Origin of the sequence: Streptomyces sp. NPDC056835, from assembly GCF_042789485.1 — a bacterium.
Taxonomy (GTDB): Bacteria; Actinomycetota; Actinomycetes; order Streptomycetales; family Streptomycetaceae; genus Streptomyces.
In genome coordinates this window covers 243,396-260,537 of the sequence record NZ_JBHUBB010000007.1, presented here as the reverse complement: position 1 = coordinate 260,537, position 17,142 = coordinate 243,396, and the positions used below count along the sequence as shown (strand labels likewise).

General features: G+C 67.5%; 12 protein-coding genes and 2 pseudogenes. 1 reads left to right on the top strand and 13 read right to left on the bottom strand.

Annotation, left to right across the window (positions count from 1 at the left end):
• Nucleotides 1–9: 9 nt before the first annotated feature.
• From ACFRMN_RS10695 to ACFRMN_RS10660, 8 genes are all read right to left on the bottom strand, one after another.
• Complete coding sequence (locus tag ACFRMN_RS10695; RefSeq protein ID WP_383016452.1) at nucleotides 10–2,043, bottom strand: hypothetical protein; 2,034 nt, start codon at nucleotides 2,041–2,043, stop codon at nucleotides 10–12.
• Nucleotides 2,030–2,299, bottom strand: a complete 270-nt coding sequence (locus ACFRMN_RS10690; protein ID WP_383016449.1) for an S-type pyocin domain-containing protein — start codon at nucleotides 2,297–2,299, stop codon at nucleotides 2,030–2,032. The genes ACFRMN_RS10695 and ACFRMN_RS10690 overlap by 14 nt, the downstream gene beginning before the upstream one ends.
• 204 nt (nucleotides 2,300–2,503) lie before the next feature.
• Nucleotides 2,504–3,388: a hypothetical protein gene (locus tag ACFRMN_RS10685; protein ID WP_383016446.1), complete on the bottom strand. Its 885-nt coding sequence runs from the start codon at nucleotides 3,386–3,388 to the stop codon at nucleotides 2,504–2,506.
• On the bottom strand, nucleotides 3,385–5,562 hold the full coding sequence (locus ACFRMN_RS10680) for a hypothetical protein (RefSeq protein ID WP_383016444.1): 2,178 nt from the start codon (nucleotides 5,560–5,562) through the stop codon (nucleotides 3,385–3,387). Before ACFRMN_RS10680 ends, ACFRMN_RS10685 begins: the two co-directional genes overlap by 4 nt.
• Nucleotides 5,559–6,482 carry a hypothetical protein gene (locus ACFRMN_RS10675; RefSeq protein ID WP_383016441.1) on the bottom strand — a complete coding sequence of 308 codons (924 nt, stop codon included), beginning with the start codon at nucleotides 6,480–6,482 and terminating at the stop codon, nucleotides 5,559–5,561. The genes ACFRMN_RS10680 and ACFRMN_RS10675 overlap by 4 nt, the downstream gene beginning before the upstream one ends.
• Before the next feature lies 1 nt (nucleotide 6,483).
• Nucleotides 6,484–7,287: a Crp/Fnr family transcriptional regulator gene (locus ACFRMN_RS10670; RefSeq protein WP_383016439.1), complete on the bottom strand. Its 804-nt coding sequence runs from the start codon at nucleotides 7,285–7,287 to the stop codon at nucleotides 6,484–6,486.
• Between the two features lie 1,309 nt (nucleotides 7,288–8,596).
• Complete coding sequence (locus ACFRMN_RS10665) at nucleotides 8,597–8,959, bottom strand: hypothetical protein (RefSeq protein ID WP_383016436.1); 363 nt, start codon at nucleotides 8,957–8,959, stop codon at nucleotides 8,597–8,599.
• A complete protein-coding gene (locus tag ACFRMN_RS10660) occupies nucleotides 8,959–9,540 on the bottom strand; it encodes a DUF6232 family protein (protein ID WP_383016433.1) in 582 nt (193 codons plus the stop codon). The genes ACFRMN_RS10665 and ACFRMN_RS10660 overlap by 1 nt, the downstream gene beginning before the upstream one ends.
• Before the next feature lie 1,447 nt (nucleotides 9,541–10,987).
• Between ACFRMN_RS10660 and ACFRMN_RS10655 the strand changes: the two are divergent.
• Nucleotides 10,988–11,172 (top strand): annotated as a pseudogene (locus tag ACFRMN_RS10655) (IS110 family transposase); the annotation flags it as partial.
• Between the two features lie 185 nt (nucleotides 11,173–11,357).
• Here the strand turns inward: ACFRMN_RS10655 and ACFRMN_RS10650 are convergent.
• The 5 genes and pseudogenes from ACFRMN_RS10650 to ACFRMN_RS10630 form a co-directional block, all read right to left on the bottom strand.
• The gene (locus tag ACFRMN_RS10650; protein WP_383016430.1) at nucleotides 11,358–11,681 is read right to left on the bottom strand and encodes a hypothetical protein; all 324 of its coding nucleotides are present in this window, start codon (nucleotides 11,679–11,681) and stop codon (nucleotides 11,358–11,360) included.
• Nucleotides 11,678–12,892 (bottom strand): Shedu anti-phage system protein SduA domain-containing protein, encoded by a 1,215-nt coding sequence (locus ACFRMN_RS10645; protein ID WP_383016427.1) that lies wholly within the window; start codon nucleotides 12,890–12,892, stop codon nucleotides 11,678–11,680. Before ACFRMN_RS10645 ends, ACFRMN_RS10650 begins: the two co-directional genes overlap by 4 nt.
• A gap of 693 nt (nucleotides 12,893–13,585) precedes the next feature.
• Nucleotides 13,586–15,154, bottom strand: coding sequence for a hypothetical protein (locus ACFRMN_RS10640; protein ID WP_383016423.1), 1,569 nt, complete (start codon nucleotides 15,152–15,154; stop codon nucleotides 13,586–13,588).
• Between the two features lie 610 nt (nucleotides 15,155–15,764).
• A complete protein-coding gene (locus tag ACFRMN_RS10635; RefSeq protein ID WP_383016420.1) occupies nucleotides 15,765–16,247 on the bottom strand; it encodes a hypothetical protein in 483 nt (160 codons plus the stop codon).
• Nucleotides 16,248–16,311: 64 nt separating this feature from the next.
• Nucleotides 16,312–17,026: pseudogene (locus tag ACFRMN_RS10630) on the bottom strand (LLM class flavin-dependent oxidoreductase).
• Nucleotides 17,027–17,142: the final 116 nt, after the last annotated feature.

Here is a 17,142-nt window from a genome sequence, read left to right as displayed (position 1 = left end):
TCCTCCTGGTCAATCGGAGTTCGAGACAGGTGATTCGCCGCGCCACGCGGCCAGCGCCCGGGCTGCCGGCTCCTTGCCGGGCATCGCGTCCGGGCCCCTCTCGACGGCCAGGAGCCAGCGAAGAAAGCCGGGTTGGCGGGCGGCCACCAAGCCATTGAGGAGTTCGCTCAGTGCCCGGGCCCGGTGCTCCGCACCGGCCGCCTCGGCACACCAGTCGAGGAGGGCATCGCGCATGGCCGCGAAGGTGGCGGACTCGTTCAGGGCATGTGCTGCCAGCTGAACCGTGCTGGACGCCAACTCGGCGTCGGCGAGGATCCGGTCGCTCCACCACGCGAGGTCCGTGCTCACCATCACGGGAAAGCAGAGGGTCGTCAGCAGGCTGGGGCCGCCCTCCGACCGCGTCCAGTCGCGCATCCGGCGCAGGACGGTTGTCCTGGCGCCGGAGTCCCCGGCTTCGAAACGCCGCACCAGCGTCTCCGCGACGACGGCGACGGCGGAAGGGGCGTTCGTGTCGTCGTCCAGGGTTGTCATGAGCCGTCGCAGCAGCCACAGGGCTTGCTCTTCCGTGACCTGGCCGCGGTCCGGGTGGCAGGCGTGGGCCACTGTCTCGCGCAGCGGCGCCTCGGTCGTGACACTCCACTGTTCGAGCAGGTCAGCCGCTGCCCGTCCCGCTGCCGGGTCCTGAACAACCGCCCCCAGGCACCATCCCGCCACCTGAGGAGCTGGGTGTGACGGAGCCAGCGCCAGGTCACGCAGGTGTTCCATGGACCGGCCACCGGTCGCCACCGCCATGGCGGCGACCGCCCGCCCGGCCCGTTCGATCTGCTCCGCCTCAGGGCCGGGGCCAGCGAGCCAGGAGTGCAGCAGGGGCACGAGATCCGTATGGTCGCGGCACAGGACCTCCCACACGGCCTCGGTCACGGCGGGCCAGAAGAAGGACACCGTGTCCCTGGTTCCGTCCTCGGCGCACCGCGCACGGTGCGCCCCGAGAAGCCGCAAGGTCTCGGGCCAGGGCCGTCGGCGGGTACCGGCCGCCCCCGAGTGGCCGTGCGAACTCCAGGCGTCGGTTTCCTGCTCCCCTCCCGGCCCCGCCAGTCGGAGCAGATCCCCGGCACGCTCCGTCACCACACGGCGGCGCAGCCCTCCGTAGACGGTGACGGCGAGCAGGTCGGCGCGGAGGGCGGGATCCGTCTGGGCCCGGGCAACGACTTCGGCGCCCTCGGCCCGGGCCACGTGGCGCAACACCTCGGCGCCGGACGCTCCGCCTGCGACACCCAGCCGGAGCACGGCCTCCGCCGCCCGCGCCGCGTAGCGGGGCGGCAGCCCTTCAGGCAGCAACTCGTCGAGTTGGCCCGGCTCCAGGGTCCGCAGCCACCCGGCGCACGCTTCCTCGTCGGAGGAGCCGTCGGTGCGATGGGCGCTGAAGACCTTCCGTGTGTCCGGTGGGTGGTGGTGCACCACCGGCATGCCCAGGTGGTCCGCCAAGGCGCCGGCCAGCCCCGGGACATCCCTCAGCACGATGATCAGACGCGCCCCGGCCTCGGCCAGGGGTGTCTCCAGGCGGGACAGATCCCATGCCCGGAGCGCGAACGGGTCCGGGGGCTCCATCACCAGGTATCCGTGCACCCCCTGAGCCCGTGGCCCCCACCGGGAGAAGTTGACGGCCGCGTCCACCCGGACGAGCACGGGCTCCTCACCGCCATGGGCCAGCAGGTTGAGGGCGTGTGTCTCACGTCCTGTCCCCGGCTCTCCGAGGAGCACGGTGATGCCGGAGTCGAGCGCGGCAAGCGCGTCCTCGAAGCGGGGCGGCGGCACAAAGCGCCGTCTCGCGGTCTCCAGGTGCTTGGCCCGTACGGGGCCCTGCCTCATCGGCCCCGCGGCCGTGCCGGCCTCGGCCGGGTGGGACACGGTGTGCCGCTGGCCGCCCGTCACCAGGCCGGTGTTGACGGTGCCGTGCGGAGCTACGACCACCATCTCCCGGCCGGCCAGGGCCGCTACGAAAGCGTCGAGGTCGCCGCCTTGAGGAATCTCAGATGTCCCCATCGGCTCCACCGTCGACGTGGCCCGAAAGCTCGATGGTGGTGACGCGCTGGCCTCCGTGGACGGTGCCGGTGTTGATGATCCCGCGTTCGGCGTTCAGGACCGTCGCCGGGGAGGCCTCCGTCTCAGGGCCGGTGTCCGGCACCGCGCGGCGGGCGGCCACCGACTCGGCGGTCTCCTGCGGTCGGGGGAACGCGATGACGTCGTCCGTACTTCGATTCTCTTCTGCTCGCATGTCGCCCTTCAATGCTCTGGACACCCGGAAAGTGGATCGGGCACCCGTCTCCTGGACGAATCGAGAATCCCGCGTATCGGTTTACGGAACCGCTCCCGAGGCCCAGAAATCAGGTGACCGTAGTCACAGAAAAGGACTCGCGGAACCTCATGCAAAGAAAGAGCGAGTGCGCTGCCCGAAGACAGCGCACTCGCCCATTGATTCGATTGTCGAGCACAAAACTTGACGTCAGATGGCCCCGCCGGGAACGGAACGGCCGAGCGCGGAGATCCGGTCCCGCAGGATGTAGGAAATCTCTTTGCGCTCCTGATCGGTCAGCGTGCCCAGCAGTACGGCCAATTCCTCCTGCCAGTCACTGCGCGGAGGGCTCAGCAGACTCTGGTGGTCGACCGACCAATCCAGCACCTGGCGCACCTGGTCGGGATGTCTGAGGAGCCAGAGCGCCGCCAGGGACACCGGCCCGGCGTGCAGCGCCTGGAGGCAGAACTCGTACTCCCCGCGACGGCTGGTCGTCCAGGAGTAGCGGACTCCCTCGCCCGCCTCCTGACCGAGCAGCAGTTCCTCACCGCTTTCACGGAGCCGTACGTCGAACACCCGGTAGCTCAGACCCGTTTCGTCCAAGCGCTGCGGCACGCCGAGGTATTGCATGATCTCCGGGGCCCCCAGCCCGCTGCCGGCCACCGCCTGTGCCTCGGCCAGGTGGTGCAGGGCGCCGGTGAGACGGGTCCGCACGACATGCCAGCCGTGCGCGGTCCTCGTACGCACGACGCGTACGGGGTCGTGGACCCACCACGAGACCCACAGATCCACCGATTCCGTTCCGTACACGGTGGGAAGGCCGACCGCCCGCGTGTCCACGTGCTCGGTCGTGTCCACCCGGAAGACATCGGTGTACCGTCCGCCCAGGCCGGGCGGAGCCGCCTCGTCCGGCGCGGGTCCGTAGGCTCCGGCGTCGTCCGGATCCCCACCACGGCCGAGGAAGCGGTAGTCCCCGGCCTCGTCCCTGAGCACCAGGGACCAGTCCCTGGTCGCGGACCAGCGCTGACGGAGGATTTCCCGCCAGGGCGGGCCGGCGACCCGGAAGTAGAGACGCTCGGTTGACTCGTCGCTCATGCTGCCTCCCCTCGTTCACCGGCGCGCCACCTGCTGAGCGAAGCCCGCGCCGTGTTCAGTCCGGCCCACCCGTCCGCGCCCGCCTCATCCATTTCGACGAACAACCGGAATTCGCCGGATCGCATGGCGCGAGCCAATGCGGCAAACAGGTTCTCCACCGCGCGGAACTGCGTTTCGTCCCATCGCGCCCAGTCGGCCCAGCGCAGTAATGCCGCACAGGTCGCGTCGAACGAACTCTCTGTGTTCAACGCACGGCGGACGATTTCCACTACCGACCCCGCTTCCGGAGTTTCATCCGCGAGTTTCCGCATGAACCACCCCGGGGACTGAAGCAACTGGCCGAACAGCGAAAGCACCTGTTCCGCGTCGCATCGCTCCGCGTCCAGCCATTCGACAAGCCGGCCGAACACCTTCGCCTCGTTACCGGCTTGGAAAAGGCTCAGGATCGCCACCCGCACGGCCAGCAGGACCTTGCCGTCGTCGTCCTGGCCCCTCTCGCCAGGACGGCTCCGCACGCCGAGGAGGAGATCGTGAAGAAGCCGCAGGGCCAGGTCCGGGCGTGAGAGCCCGAACTCCGTACCACAGGTGTACGCCACCGTCGTCCTCAGGTGGACGCCGACCGCCAGGCTCCAGCGCTGGAGGCGATAGCGCACCTCCGCGACGAGTACCGGGTCCTCGGCCGCGATGCCCAGCGCGTTCGCCGCGATGAGACGGCTGGTCGTGCGGTCCGACTCGGCGAGAGCCTGGATGTGCCGCAGTGCGCGCCGTCCGCCTCCCCACTTCGCCGCCCTGCCCATGAACTGGCCCACTGGCCGGGTGAGTTCGGTGGTGCGCTCCACGTCCCGCAGCCACTCGACCAGCAGATCCGACAACTGTCCGTACTCACGCCACACATGTCTGAGCACTGCCTCGGCCTGTCGGTGCCTGACGAAGACGACCCCTTGCACACTGTGCGCGTACGCTCCCTCCGTACTGATCGCGGGTTCCTGGCGGACGGCGCGAACCATGTGCAGTAAATCCGTGAGGGACCGCCGGAAGACGAAGTCCGGGTTGGGCTGCCCGGTCTTCTCGGCTCCTGAGGAGCCCGTCGGCGGCAGCTCCGCCGTCAGGCGGCCCTCGGACAGCTTCAGCAAGCGGGCGGCTTCCTCCCTGACGAGTCGGTGGTCCAGGCCCTCGTAGACGGAGGCGGCCAGCAAGAAGGCCAGCGCGTCCGGGTCGCCGCGCAACTTCCGCATGAGTTCGGGAACTTCCTGTTCGGCCCGGTAGCTCAGCCGGCCCCCCAGGTCACCGAGCGCGTCCGGGTCACCGTCAGCGGTCACGATGGCCGTCACCAGCTCCACCACCTCGGCCGGCACCAGCTCCGGGACCAGCAGGTCGCCCAGCTCATGGCGCCGGTTCAGCGCGGACAGCAGACGCTCCCGCTCCCGCTGATCCGGAACCACCTCCTCGAAGTAGCTGCCGAAGACCATCGCGGGCGGCGGCGGTACACACCTGATGGGACGGACGTGCAGGTCCTGTTCGAGGCGACGCAGCAGCGCCGCGTCATCAGGCAGCGTGATCACCATGTGCGCCGTGGCCTTCTTGAGCAGTGAGCGCACATGCCCCAGGACACCGGGGCCGAGCGGCCGGGACGGGAACAGGCCGTCCATCAGGTAACCGCGCGCCGACGGATCGGTGGGCTGCCAGCGGTCCAGTTCGGTGACGCTGTCCAGTGCCCGCAGCATGGCCCCTGCCCCACAGCTCTCGCGCAGGAGGTTGAGCGCCGCGGTGCGCCGGCCCGAACCCGGCCGCCCGGCCAGGAAGAGCGGCCCTTTCTTCAACTCCGCGAGGGCTCCGCCGAACCAGTCGGGTCGTGCGAACCCGAAGGCGGCGGCCCGCACCTCCGCCTCCGGGACGGGCCCCTCGCGCACCCTGCCTTCCCGGGGCCTCCGCCCTTCGTTCGCGGCCCCGTTGTGAACACGCTGGCCGCCATGGACAGCTCCGGAGTTGACGTTTCCTCGCGGGGCGTACACGAACGAGAGCGGACCCCTCGCGGCCGCGCCGATGGCGTCGAGCAGCTCGGGGACGTCGTGCTCGGCCTCGGTACGCGACGGACCTTCGCCGGGTGGCGGCTGCGGCGCGGCCGGTGCCGAACCGGGCGGCTCCGCCGGCCGCGACTCCTCGTCCGGGGTCACGGCCGCCCCTGGTACTTGTTGCCGCGGACCTGATCTCCCTGGAAACCGCGGACACGGCCCGCCTTGTTGCCCTCCACGTGATCGCCGGCGACATGGTGGTTGGCCACGCTCTGCCCACCGTGGACCGTGCCGGTGTTGATGTTGCCGCTGGGGGCGCTGTTCCTCACCTGAGGAGTCGGTGTGTCCTCGTGCGGCCGCGGACGGACCGCTTCCGGCGCGGGCTTTTCGGTGGTGTCGGCGTCCGAAGTCTCCTCGTAGAGCGGCCCGGACGGCTGGGGTACGTAGATCCAGGCACGCTGGGAGAACGGCTTGCCGTCGACCGTCGCGGCCACCTCCACGAAGTGGTCGGGATGGCGCCCGGTGTACCCACCGGCGACGGCGTCCTCGTAGCACCGGTCGGAGAGGATCGCCGCGACGTGGGTGATGTTCTCCTTGTGAGAGGCGAGCACTGCCTTGACGGGACGTGAGTCGAGCAGGCGGTGCGTGTCGTTGCGCGCCGTGCCGTTGCCGCTGAACTCGTCGCCGGTGTCGGGCAGCGGGCCGACGTGCACACTGGCTCGGAGCCTGATGGGCACCGCCCCGTAGGACAGGACGTTGTAGTCGGTCAGCACGTCCTGAAGCGTGAGCAGCAGCGGGTGGATCACGAAGGGCATCCGTGTGGGGTCGAACCCGAAGACGTAGCCGTCACCGGTCGAGGCGGGGAATGTGCGGTCCTCCCAGAGGTCCCCCAGTTCCGCCCTGGACAGCGCGGTCTTGAGAAGCTCGGGTACGGCCCGGCTGACGGCTTCGTGCTCGATCGCCGGGCGTCCCGTGAAGTCCTTGGCGTCCACGGCCAGGATGCCCCGGTAGGCGGGCAGCGGACGACTGTGGGTGTAGGGGCGGACGATGCCCCGGGGCAGTTCGCTGGTGAACTCGCGCATGTCACTCCTCTGTGAAGCCCACCCGACCTCTCGGAGATCGGGCCGGGGCACTCGTGCGTGCGGTGGCTCGCGTTTCGAGCTTCACAGTGAGCGCGGGAACGTTCCGCGCCGCAGGACCGGACGAGGAGTGACGTGAGCCACACCGCGCTCCAGGGTCGGCACGGCCGGCGATCACCGCGCGCAGCCCTTCCACGCCGGTCACTTCGATCCGGCGTTTCCCGGCCTCCACCCGGTCCTGCCCGAGCCGTTCCAGCGCCTTGCTGACGGCCTTACGGCCCACACCGATGTGCTGGGCCAGGTCTTCCCTGGTGAGGTCGAAGGTCCGCTCTCCGCCGGACACCTCGACCAGACGAAGCAGGGCCACGGCGAGCCGCTCGTGCACAGCCCCGTCATGGATCTCGGTCTGCTCCAGCAGACGACGGGAGGCCATCACAGCCAGCGGGTAGGCGAGCCGGTGCTTGTCCACGAAGCGCCGGAAATCCTCTCCAGAGACAAGGGCGGCTTTGCATTTGCTTATTGCCCACACGCTGGCCATTCGCACGCCCACACCCTGGAGCGCCATCTCGCCCAAGATCTCGCCAGGCCCGCGGAAGGCGAGCAGCCGCTGCCGCCCGTCGCGGTCGGTTCGGACGACTTTCACCAGTCCACCGACCAGTGCGAGTACGTGAGTTCCCTTCTCGCCCTGGCGCAGCAGCGCTCGCCCGGCAAGGTAGGTCTGGTTCGGATATCGCGTCAGCTCCGCCCACTCCTCGTGCGGCACCAGAGCACGAAGAGGCGACAGCAAGAGGGAGTGATCTTCGCTCATGCGATCACATTAGAGGAGGAACCCTCCGAGTAAGTGCCGAATTCTGCATTCCGCGCTCACGGCAGGGCAAAGAGGCCGGAACTCTTCCATTCGACGAGACTTCCGCCGGAATCGACCGAGCGCACTGCCCGGACGCGGAAGGATGATCGCACCACGCCACCAGCCGTGGATCGCAGCGTTCGAAGTCAAACCCAAGCGGAGGGGATCGCAGTATCCGAAGGACGGGGACAGCGGGCTCGGGGGGCGGAAGAATGAGCGCCTGGCTGAGGATGGCGAATTCTTGGCGGTCTCGCGGGACGCGTCGCGAGCTTCGACCGGGAAGGGACCGCGCGAGCCGCTTCCACGGCGACGACGGTCAGCACATATCGAACTTCCGCGTCCACGTTGTACCCACCGTGCTGGCACTGGCCAATCCACCCTGGCAGCAGGGCGTGTGCCTCGACCCGCACACTCGAGAACCTGGACCACATTCTCCACACCCTGTTCGACGACTTCTGCAACGCCGACAACCCCGAGGAAAAACTCCGCGCCGACAACTGGCCGGAGGTCGTGGCCGTCGCCGGACACCTTGCACACCTCGTGGTCGCGAACGACCTGAGCGAACTCGTCTCGCTCCACGAGGTGAGGAGGGGCGGCACATCACCTCTCATGGGCTGACCATGATCATCCCTCGACCGTCGCCAGAGCGAATCCGAGCAGGGGTCCTGACACCCCGGCCGCTTCCTGTAGGCACCCCCTGTGCTGCTCCTCTGGGAATACTCAGTGCCACTACGTGTCATTCGCAGGGGTAACCAGCGGTCGCTACCGGCGCCATCCCGCCGCTGGCCGGGAGCACATCCCCACAGGATTTCCGCTGGTCAGGGATAGGTCTGGTGATCAGGTGCCGGGCGATTCCCAAGCTCAGAGCGCGAGTTCAATTCTCGTCACCCGCTCCAGCACAAAGCCTCAGCACAAAGCCTCAGGCCACTGGCCCGGGGCTTCGTTGTTGTCTGGACCTCTCTAAGCGTCTCGTGACGAAGATCGTAGAAGCGCTCGCCAACAACCCGTCGGCCGGCCGTCAGCTCCGAAGCGGCACGACGAACCCATACATCGACGTTTCAAGGTCCACGTCCGGTCGGCGCATCTCCGCTTGCTCTTCGGGGCGAGTGGGGCCGTACGCGGCGACGTAGACCATGAGCCGCCTCCGAGGGCGCGTAGCAGGGCCGTGGTCCGCACGAGAACCCCACGAGAACCCGCTGTGTCAGCACGTTCGCGTTGAGCGAGAGGCGCGCTTACTTGAGCGGCTCCCCGGTAGTCGTCTGCCAGGTGTTCACTTCGCGCCCATGAGTTCAAGAACCTTGTTGACGGCCTCGACGACCGGTACGCCGAGCGCACCGATGGTCGCGGCGATGCCCGCGACGGCGAGCAAGGCGCGGTGCCGCTCCGGCGGTTGGACATCCGCCTCGGCGCGGAGTGCTGGCAGCGCGTCGTCCAGAGCATCGGAACTGACCGGCGGCACCTGGGCGCGCAGTTCCTGGATCAGGGTGAGGAGCTCGCGGAGGGCCTCTTGGACGGCCTGGGGCAGTTCTTGGGCCGGAGTGACTCGCTTGTCGATACCGATGTTGCCCGAGCCGCCGTACATGGCGACGTGGTCGCCGCTTCCGAAGTAGTAGTGCTGGTTTCCGGCGCTCATCAGCTCGCCATCCCTACGTTGCCGGTGCCGCCGTACATGTTGACGTTGTCTCCGAAGTAATAGTGCGCAGGGCTGATCGTGATGGTGTCCACCCGCACCTCGAACTCCGCCTTCGGGTTCTCGATCGCGTCGGCGATCTGGTGGGCGAGCCGCCGCAGTTGGTCCGGGTGAGGGCTGGTCACCACTGCGGCCGAAAGGCCGGAGGTCTCGACGGCCAGGACGAAATGCGAGGGCGCGCTGAGTACCTTCACCATCTCCACAAGGGAGTAGATCAGCGCCGCGACCGCGACAATCAGGACGAGAGCGGTGAGCCCAGGAGAACCACCGTTGTCGCCGCTTCCGAAGCCGCTGGACGCGTCGATCGCGGCAGCGAGCAGACCGAGGAGTATCGTCACCGCCCCAATGAGAAGCAGCCGCTTCACGAAGAGCAGGCCGGCTTCCTTGCGTCGGGGGTGGATGGTGAGCGTGTGCACCCTGGCGATGTTCTGGATCGGGTAATAGGCGTCACCGACCCAAAGCAGCCGTTTGCTGACCCGCAGGTTGACCCCGGTGATCGGCTGTGCCGAGGCCGCCGGTGCCACATCAGGGTACGGATCGGCAGTGGGCGGCGGACCGACCGGTGGCTGCGGCGGGGCGGCCGGCGGTGGCGGGGCGGTCGGCGGTGGCGGGCCCCCGACTGTGGATACGGCGTCGGAAGGCGTGTTCCATGCCTGTCCCGCCGAGCCTGCTGATGTCACGCGAGCCCCCTTTGGTCCACCTTGCCAGGTGACGTCCATTCACCTGGTTAACCCTCGCTGGCGCAAGTGCATTTCACCATGAAAAGTGTTATCGCAAGCTCAAGTTGATAATCCGTCGCATGGGCAAGATCCGGTGTACCCGGGTCTGGGCTGCCCCGAGTTTCGTAGAGTCCGGCGGTCCTGTTTCAGGCGGACCGAGGTACGCTCCCGGCTCTGCCAGAGGTCGCGTTCGTACTCGGCCGCAGGCACGTAGTCGAGCGCGGAGTGAAGACGGTCTTCGTTGTACCACGTGCCCCACTGGCATACGGCCCGCTCGACCTCGTCGACGTCCCTCCAGAACCCTGCATCTCGACCAACTCAACCTTGCAGGTGCCGTTCAACGCCTCGGCCATAGGGTTGTCGTACGAGTCCGCGACGAAGCCGACCGACACGGAGGCGCCGATGTCGGTGAGGCGGCCAGGGGTAGCGAATTGATACGCATTGCGACCTCCGGTCGCTGGGATGAATGAGGCCGGAGTCCTTTCTTCCGACCACGTGCGCACATACGTCATGTCGACCACCCACAGCTGATCGAGCCGCGTCGCGGCGAAGTTCCGGTCGACGAGATCCGGCCGGGGGGGGCGCCGGGAACTCGGGGATCGCGGTGCGGTGCCGCCAGCCACGGATGACGCCCTCCGGGCCGAGCTCGGCCATCAGCCTCTCGACGGTACAACGGGCCACTTCGGCACCATTGCGCCGCAGCACACGCACGATCCGGCAGGCTCCCGCTCATCCTGGAGGAATGGCCGCAGGGCTCCAGGCTGTGGCAGTACCTCGAACTCGCCCTGCGCAGACCTACGTCCGCCCTACTGATCAGCGGCGAGCGAACCCTGGCTGCCGAGTCGGACTACCCCTCTCCACCAAACCCAGCCGTGAGACCCGCTATCGCATCCACGACCCGTACCTGCGCTTCTGGCTCTCCTTCATCTGCCCCGGCATCCCGGCGGTCGAACGCGGCAGTGCTGACCGCGTCCTCGACACCATCTGTGCCAGCTGGACGTCCTGGCGGCGCAGGGTCATCAAGCCCGTTATCCGCGAAGCCTTGTGGCGGCTGGGCTCCGACGAAGGACAGCTACCTGCGGGCACCCACGCGATCGGCGGCTGCTGGACCCGCACCAACGACTGGAGATCGACATCGTCGGCGCCGACCGCGCCCCCCATCGCCAAGAAGATCACCCTCGTGGGTTCGGTCAAGTGGCTGGAGAAGAAGCCCTTCGACCACCGCGACCTCGCCCGCCTCATCACTCACCGCTTCCTGTCCGCGTTCGCCGCCCTGCACGATCCCGCCCCCCCGGCACCTACTACGACAAGTGCCGGGCCCGCGGAATGACCCACACGCGGGCTCTTCTCCGCCTGGCCCGCCACCGCATCAGCGTCCTGTTCGCGATGCTCCGCGACGGCACCTTCTACGAAGCCAGAACCCCGCGCCTCGCTTGACGAAAGATATAGAGGCCCCCCCCGGGCTGGTGTGGGTGATTCTTTAAGCACCGCAAGGCAAGACCGCAGCCAACGGCACCGGTCGGCCAGTGTGCAGAGATTGTGTCGCTGTTACGGCGACCAACGGCCGTATCTCGCAGCCTGGCCAAGCGTTCGTTCAGGAGCGATCCGCGCAGCAGGGAGCGTCAGCCCCGCCCCGGGCGCAGGTAGCGGGAGGCTGCCAGACAGGAGGACAGCCATGTGGCCTCCGATCGATTAATGATCAGGTCGTCGACGGTGATCATCCCGTCCATGACTCCGTCGACCCGTATCGAATGATCACCGACACGGAACATCTTCCAGTCCGCGTCGCTGTGCCAGAGCCGGGCGGTCTTGTCACCCCGGCTCTGGGCGAAAACGAGTTCCTCGCCGTGCTCGTTCAAGAAGTAGCCGACGTAGTCCTTGCTGGTGATGGTGCCACCGCAAAGCCGGGCCAGGAGAGGCTCAATCGCAGGCGGGGTGTCATTCATGCCGTGGGTCCCTCAATCGGGTCGGAGTCCTGCTCTGCCGATGAGAGCGCCAGCATCCGTTCCGCCGACGCCAGCAGGGTTTCGTAGGTGATCACTTCTATGCGGGCCATGTGCGTGTTGTAGGTCCGCAGCGTGTCCGCGACTTCATGGGGGGAGATGTTCTCACTCACGTACTGCGGGTGTCCGATCACGACGGTCGCCGAGGCTCTCCGAGTATCGATGCCGTACCGCGCAAGGATGCTCTGGCGGCTCTCGTCCAAGGTTCGGAGGTAGTTCTGCACCTGGGAGACTGCGTGGTGTGCCGGGGCACCCAGCATGAGGTGACCGCTGGGCCGGATGATCAGCTTCTCGATGTTGGCGCGCTTGAGTTCCACCACGTGCAGAGATCCATCACCACGTAGCAGCGGAATGTCGAGAATGGTGTCCGGGGTGTACTGGCGGCGGGCAAGCTCGGCCACGTAGGCGCCGCCGAAGATCCATTCCTGGTTCTTGAGACAGGCGTGGAGGGCACCCTCGGAGCTATCAGGGCGGTCCACCGCTGCGCGCAGGGAGGCGAGACCAGCCCGCCTGGCCCGCAGTTCGAGCAGTTGAGCCAGCATTCCCGCGTCAGCCTCCGCCAAGGCGTCACTCATCATCCGGGCCGCCTCGGCGGAGGCTGGTCGGGGCAGGTTCCGCAGGACCAGTTCCATGTTCCCGTACTCCTGGAGGCGCTTCAGGTACCTGGTGGGAAGCTGGATTGTGCCCTCTCCGCTTCCGATGCCCAGGTGCTCGGTGGACCGGGCAATGCCGCGAAAGAGTGCATTGGCGTCGGCGGCACTTGCGTCTGGGCTCTCGGCGCACAGGGCGTCCAGGACGGCCACTGCTCGCTCGGCGCCCATGGAAACCATACGCCGCATGTACTCTTCGCTTCGCTGCCTCGCTTCCTCGTCGTAGTAGTTCTCCAGGGTGTCGAGGAAGAGCTTGCCGCCGGCATAGCCGGCGAATCTCTGGAAGCGCTGGGCGAGCGCGAAGTCCTCATGTAGGAGGGACTCTCGGGCAACATCCTCCAGGGCATCCACCAGCGGTCTGCCCTTGCCGTACGTCCCGCCGAAGCCATCCCCCATGATGCGCAGCACCGCGTCAATCCGCTCCCGCACGCTCGCATGCTCGGTGAGCTTTCGTGCCTTTTCGACCATGAGCCGGAGCGAGTAGCTGGATCGGAATGTCGCCATGCAGGTAACCCTAGAAGTGGGCACTGACAATCACGCTCACAGGATCCGAGGCAGCAGAAGGTGGACGCCAACGCACGACAGGCGCGATAACTCGATCCGACGTGAGAGTGGCGAGCGTAGTCTCCCCCGAGCTCTTCGAGCCGCACTCGGCTGATGTGTCCCTCATCCCAATGCCGCACGTGCGCCAAGATCTGGAGTGACGAGCGCGCATTCGATCTCAAGGGGCTGAAAGCGCGTGCCACTACCTCCCGGAAGGGGCGGTAAACAGCGGGCAGGAGAGGCCACTAAAGCAATGCCACCGACAGACATCTCCGCTGGTCATCGCAGCAGACAAGCCCAAGTGCCGAGTGATTCCCAAGATCAGAGGGCGAGCTCGATTCTCACAGGAGGCCCCAGGCCGACGACTTGGGGCTTCCTCGTTGTGCGGACTTTCGTGCAGATCGCTGCCCGTTCCTGGAAACACCCGTGCGAGTCGGCGCACATAGCTGGCGTGAGGCTTATGCCTGACGCCAAGCCCGCCCGAGTGGATCTCCTGGCTGGTGTGAACCGCCTGCTGGGACAACCTCTCACGCGCTTGGGTCTCGTATCGTCCACCGTTGTCAAAGGGCCGGACCGTGGAAAGGATCCGGCCCTTCTAGGTCTTTGGGCCCAGGGCTCGGGGCATGACGGGTGCCCGCACCATGATGGCCGGGGTCACGGGCAGGAGGTGCCGGTCGCCGAGTAGAGGGAGATGTCCTCGGCTCGCATGCGTACGGCGTGATCAGTGGAGAGACGGCCGCGCTCGTGCGAGGGGTCCCACACCCATAGGTCGCCGCCTTTCTGAGAAAAGACTAGGACCGGCCGACTCGTCGGAGGCGGGCCTGGTTGGACAGGTATCGGCTTGCCCGGATCGACCAGTCGCACGCAGACAAGCCGACCATTGATACCGAAGTATGCCGGAGGCTGCTCGCCCCTGATCGCGGCCAGGTACGTGCGCTCAGCGGCGGCCCGGACATCGTTCAGTGCCTTGTCCGCCATCCCAAGGACGGCGAGCAGGACAAGGAAGGGGAACACCGTGTTCAACATGGCGCTCTGCGAGACATGCAGGTTGAAGTACTTAGCCCATCCGTAGAGGGACACGTAGAACAGCGTGATCGCGAAGGTCAGCGCCACGGGCTTGAGCGCCACGAAGTAGCGCCAATAGAAGGCCACGTGCACGGAAGGCTCGGGGATTCCAAGCACATCTTCCAGGTAGGCGGTGTGGAGGAAGGAGCCGACCCAAGGGAGCACGAGCGGAAGTGGTGCGAGGAGCACGGGCAGGAGCAGCAGCAGATTGCGGCTCAACCACGAGCGCGCGAAAGCATGCCAGCAGCCGAGGGCCGCCGCCAATATCAACAGCGCCTGGAGCGCCCCCCAGACTTGGGCTCCGAGCCCGCCGGGGCTGTTCACCAGCCACTGGTACAACACCCACGTGAAGCCGCCCACGACGAACGCACCCGTCGCGAGCCGCAGCAGCCGTGGCCGCCCCTCATTCGACGTGAACCAGTAGCCCACCGGCCCGAAAGACAGGAGGGGCGCCAGCAACGCCAGGAACCGCCACGGCGAGGAGAATGAGGCGAGCGCCCAGGCACACGCCAGCGGAATGAATACGACAAGGAGTGAAAACGTGACCCACTCAAAGCGCCGAGGACCAGCGTCCGGTGACGTCGATCCGCGTGTCTCAGACCGCGGCCTGGGCCCGATGGACAGACGGAGCTCATGGAGTTCCTCGTCGAACGCCGCATCTCCTTGAGTGAATTCCCCCCACCGCTCCTTCACCCTTGCCTTCAGCTGCTCGCCGTCCTCCTCGGGATCCAAGGAAACGGTCAGCACATGGCCCGTGTCGGCCCCGCCCATGGCCTTCCAGTGGCGCCATAGCCAGCGGCGAAACCTTCCGGAGGCCGGCGGCGTCCTCCGCACCACCCGTACCAGGGCGGTGCCCCGCTCGTCCTCATGAAGAATGAGTTTGGCCTCCCGCACGCGAAACCCGACCGGAGGCTTCCTGAGCAGGTGGACCACTCGGTCGCGCACCGCGCCGACCACCGTCCTCCGCTGACCGTTCGCGAGGGCGTCAACCACCAGGGCAACGCGCCCGTCTGCCACCCTCAGCCTGTCGTGCGGCTGCGCGAGCCTAACCTTCCAGCCCCGCTGGGACCCGAGCGCCTCGATCGCGCGCTCCGTCTCATCCGGGTCGTCGGGCCCTTCGACGATCAGCTGGACACGCTGACTAGCGGCAGTGAGCACCCCGCTCTCCGGTCCGCCCGCACCGCTGGGCGGACCCGCATCGGCCCGGGTCGACCCGGGCTCTCCTCTCTGCGGCGGCACCGCCGGCGGGCGCGCACGACCGGAACGCCAAGCCCTTACCTGGGTGTTCAGAAATCCCGCCATCGCCTTCCTCCTCATGCTTCGGCGAAGCAAGGGAGAAATACTGGCAGTAGGCACTGACAACGCCCCGTTCGGGCAGCAGTCCGGCTACCGGGGTGTCCGTGCGAAGTCGCCCCGGGCCGAACGCCGACGCTGGACGGCCCTGCGGCACCATGAAGCACCAAAGACCCGCTCCCCGCCATCCCACCGAAGGTCGTGCCACTACGTGCCAGTAGAGGCGGTGAACAGCGGTCACCAACGGACTGGACAGAGCGACAACGGCGTGCCCTCGTCTCGCTCGTCGAGGAGCTTGCTCCGGCCGGCTGCTTTCGGCAGCGACGTGAGGGATGCCGGGGCGGCAGAGACCACACATCTGTCGGGGACGTGCTCACGGCATCTGACCGATGCCTCCACGCTTGCCGTCCCCACCTCCTCTCCTCCGCCTCCCATACAGCCGAACCGCCTTTGTTTTGCGTACGTTGCCGTGCTTCTAGCGCGGTTGACCGGAGTTGCTGGTGCCGTGCAGTGCTCGTTCGTATGCGTCCAGTGCCCCGGGAGCGACCTCGACCATCTGCGAGAAGACCTCATGAGGGATGTTCTCGGCCAGCAACGCGTGCTGCTCTTCGGTGGCGACCCTGAGCATCATGCCGAACACGAGTGGCACCTGTGTCGGCGTCAATTGCGGCAGGCCGTGTTCGCCGACCGAGGCCCACTCCGCGTTGGTGCGGTAACGGTCGACCAGCGGAAGAATGTCTCGTTCCTCGGCGGCGAGGTGTTCGTGCATGGGGCCCATCACATCGTCGGCCGACCGGGCGAGGTCCTCACGTTCGACGGCTCCCCTGGTACCGCTGTATTTCTCCGCTCGCTCCGTCACGGAGTCGAGGAGCGAGTGCGGGCGCTGGTGTTGTTGCTCCATGGCGGCCACCATCGGCGTGTCACGGCTGTCGGCCGGGGTCGTTGTCCGGTCTGTCATGACTGTTCGTCCTTGCGATTTCGTGATGCCGGGGCGGTTGCCCCGGCAGTGGCCCGCGACCGGGTCAGCCACGCACGCGGCGCATGAGCGCGGCGGCCGCGTCGACGCTCTCGTCTATCCCGTCGGTGCAGTTGATCAGGTCGATGAGGGCGACATCGGCGCCGCCCGTCCGCGCCTCCTCGGCAGACCGCGCGGGAGCGTCCGCGTCGGCGTCGGTCGCGTTCACCCGCGGAACCCTCTTCAGGGCGTCCGGGTCCCGCCGCGCCGATTCGGCGGACCGGCGGGCGGTGTCCCACAGGTCGCGCTGGAAGTCCTCGGGGAAGCCGGCCACGGCGAGATAGCCGTCGGCCCGACGGCCGACCCTTTCCATCTGCCGCCGCGACCAGCCGCCGAGGTAGACGGGCGGACCGCCGTGCTGGGCCGGCCTCAAATCCACAATGGACCTCGTCAACTCCACGAACTCACCGTGGAATTCGACAGAATTCAGTGTCCACCGGGCGTCCAGGAGGTCGCGTGTCTCGTCGGAGGCGGCCCTCGCTGAGGGCGTCGAGGGTCGTGAGCGCACGTGCGCTCACCACAGGGCTGTGCCACGTCGCCGTCATGGTCGACGAGCCGAGCCGCATCGTGCTGGTGGCCGCCGCAGCCGCGGTCAGGAGCACAAGGGGATCGGCCGCGTGGGTCACCTTCGGCGGATAGGGCTTCGGTTCGCCCATGTACTCGTCGCTCGGTTCGACGGGCGTCAGCGGGCGGTCACCGACCCACAGCGAGTCGGATCCCATCTCCTGCGCGCCGCGCGCGAACTCGGCGACCGTCGCCGGCTTGCCGGCCGCGCCGAACTGAGGGAGTCCGAGCCCGATCTTGAATGTCCACGTCGTAGTACCTCTCCATGTCCGTG

Excerpts from the sequence above, each read along its gene's own strand:
- ACFRMN_RS10665 (WP_383016436.1), bottom strand. The coding sequence starts at position 8,959 with ATGAGCGCCGGAAACCAGCACTACTACTTCGGAAGCGGCGACCACGTC.
- ACFRMN_RS10635 (WP_383016420.1), bottom strand. The coding sequence starts at position 16,247 with ATGACAGACCGGACAACGACCCCGGCCGACAGCCGTGACACGCCGATG.
- ACFRMN_RS10650 (WP_383016430.1), bottom strand. The coding sequence starts at position 11,681 with ATGAATGACACCCCGCCTGCGATTGAGCCTCTCCTGGCCCGGCTTTGC.
- ACFRMN_RS10645 (WP_383016427.1), bottom strand. The coding sequence starts at position 12,892 with ATGGCGACATTCCGATCCAGCTACTCGCTCCGGCTCATGGTCGAAAAG.
- ACFRMN_RS10695 (WP_383016452.1), bottom strand. The coding sequence starts at position 2,043 with ATGGGGACATCTGAGATTCCTCAAGGCGGCGACCTCGACGCTTTCGTA.
- ACFRMN_RS10670 (WP_383016439.1), bottom strand. The coding sequence starts at position 7,287 with ATGAGCGAAGATCACTCCCTCTTGCTGTCGCCTCTTCGTGCTCTGGTG.
- ACFRMN_RS10675 (WP_383016441.1), bottom strand. The coding sequence starts at position 6,482 with ATGCGCGAGTTCACCAGCGAACTGCCCCGGGGCATCGTCCGCCCCTAC.
- ACFRMN_RS10685 (WP_383016446.1), bottom strand. The coding sequence starts at position 3,388 with ATGAGCGACGAGTCAACCGAGCGTCTCTACTTCCGGGTCGCCGGCCCG.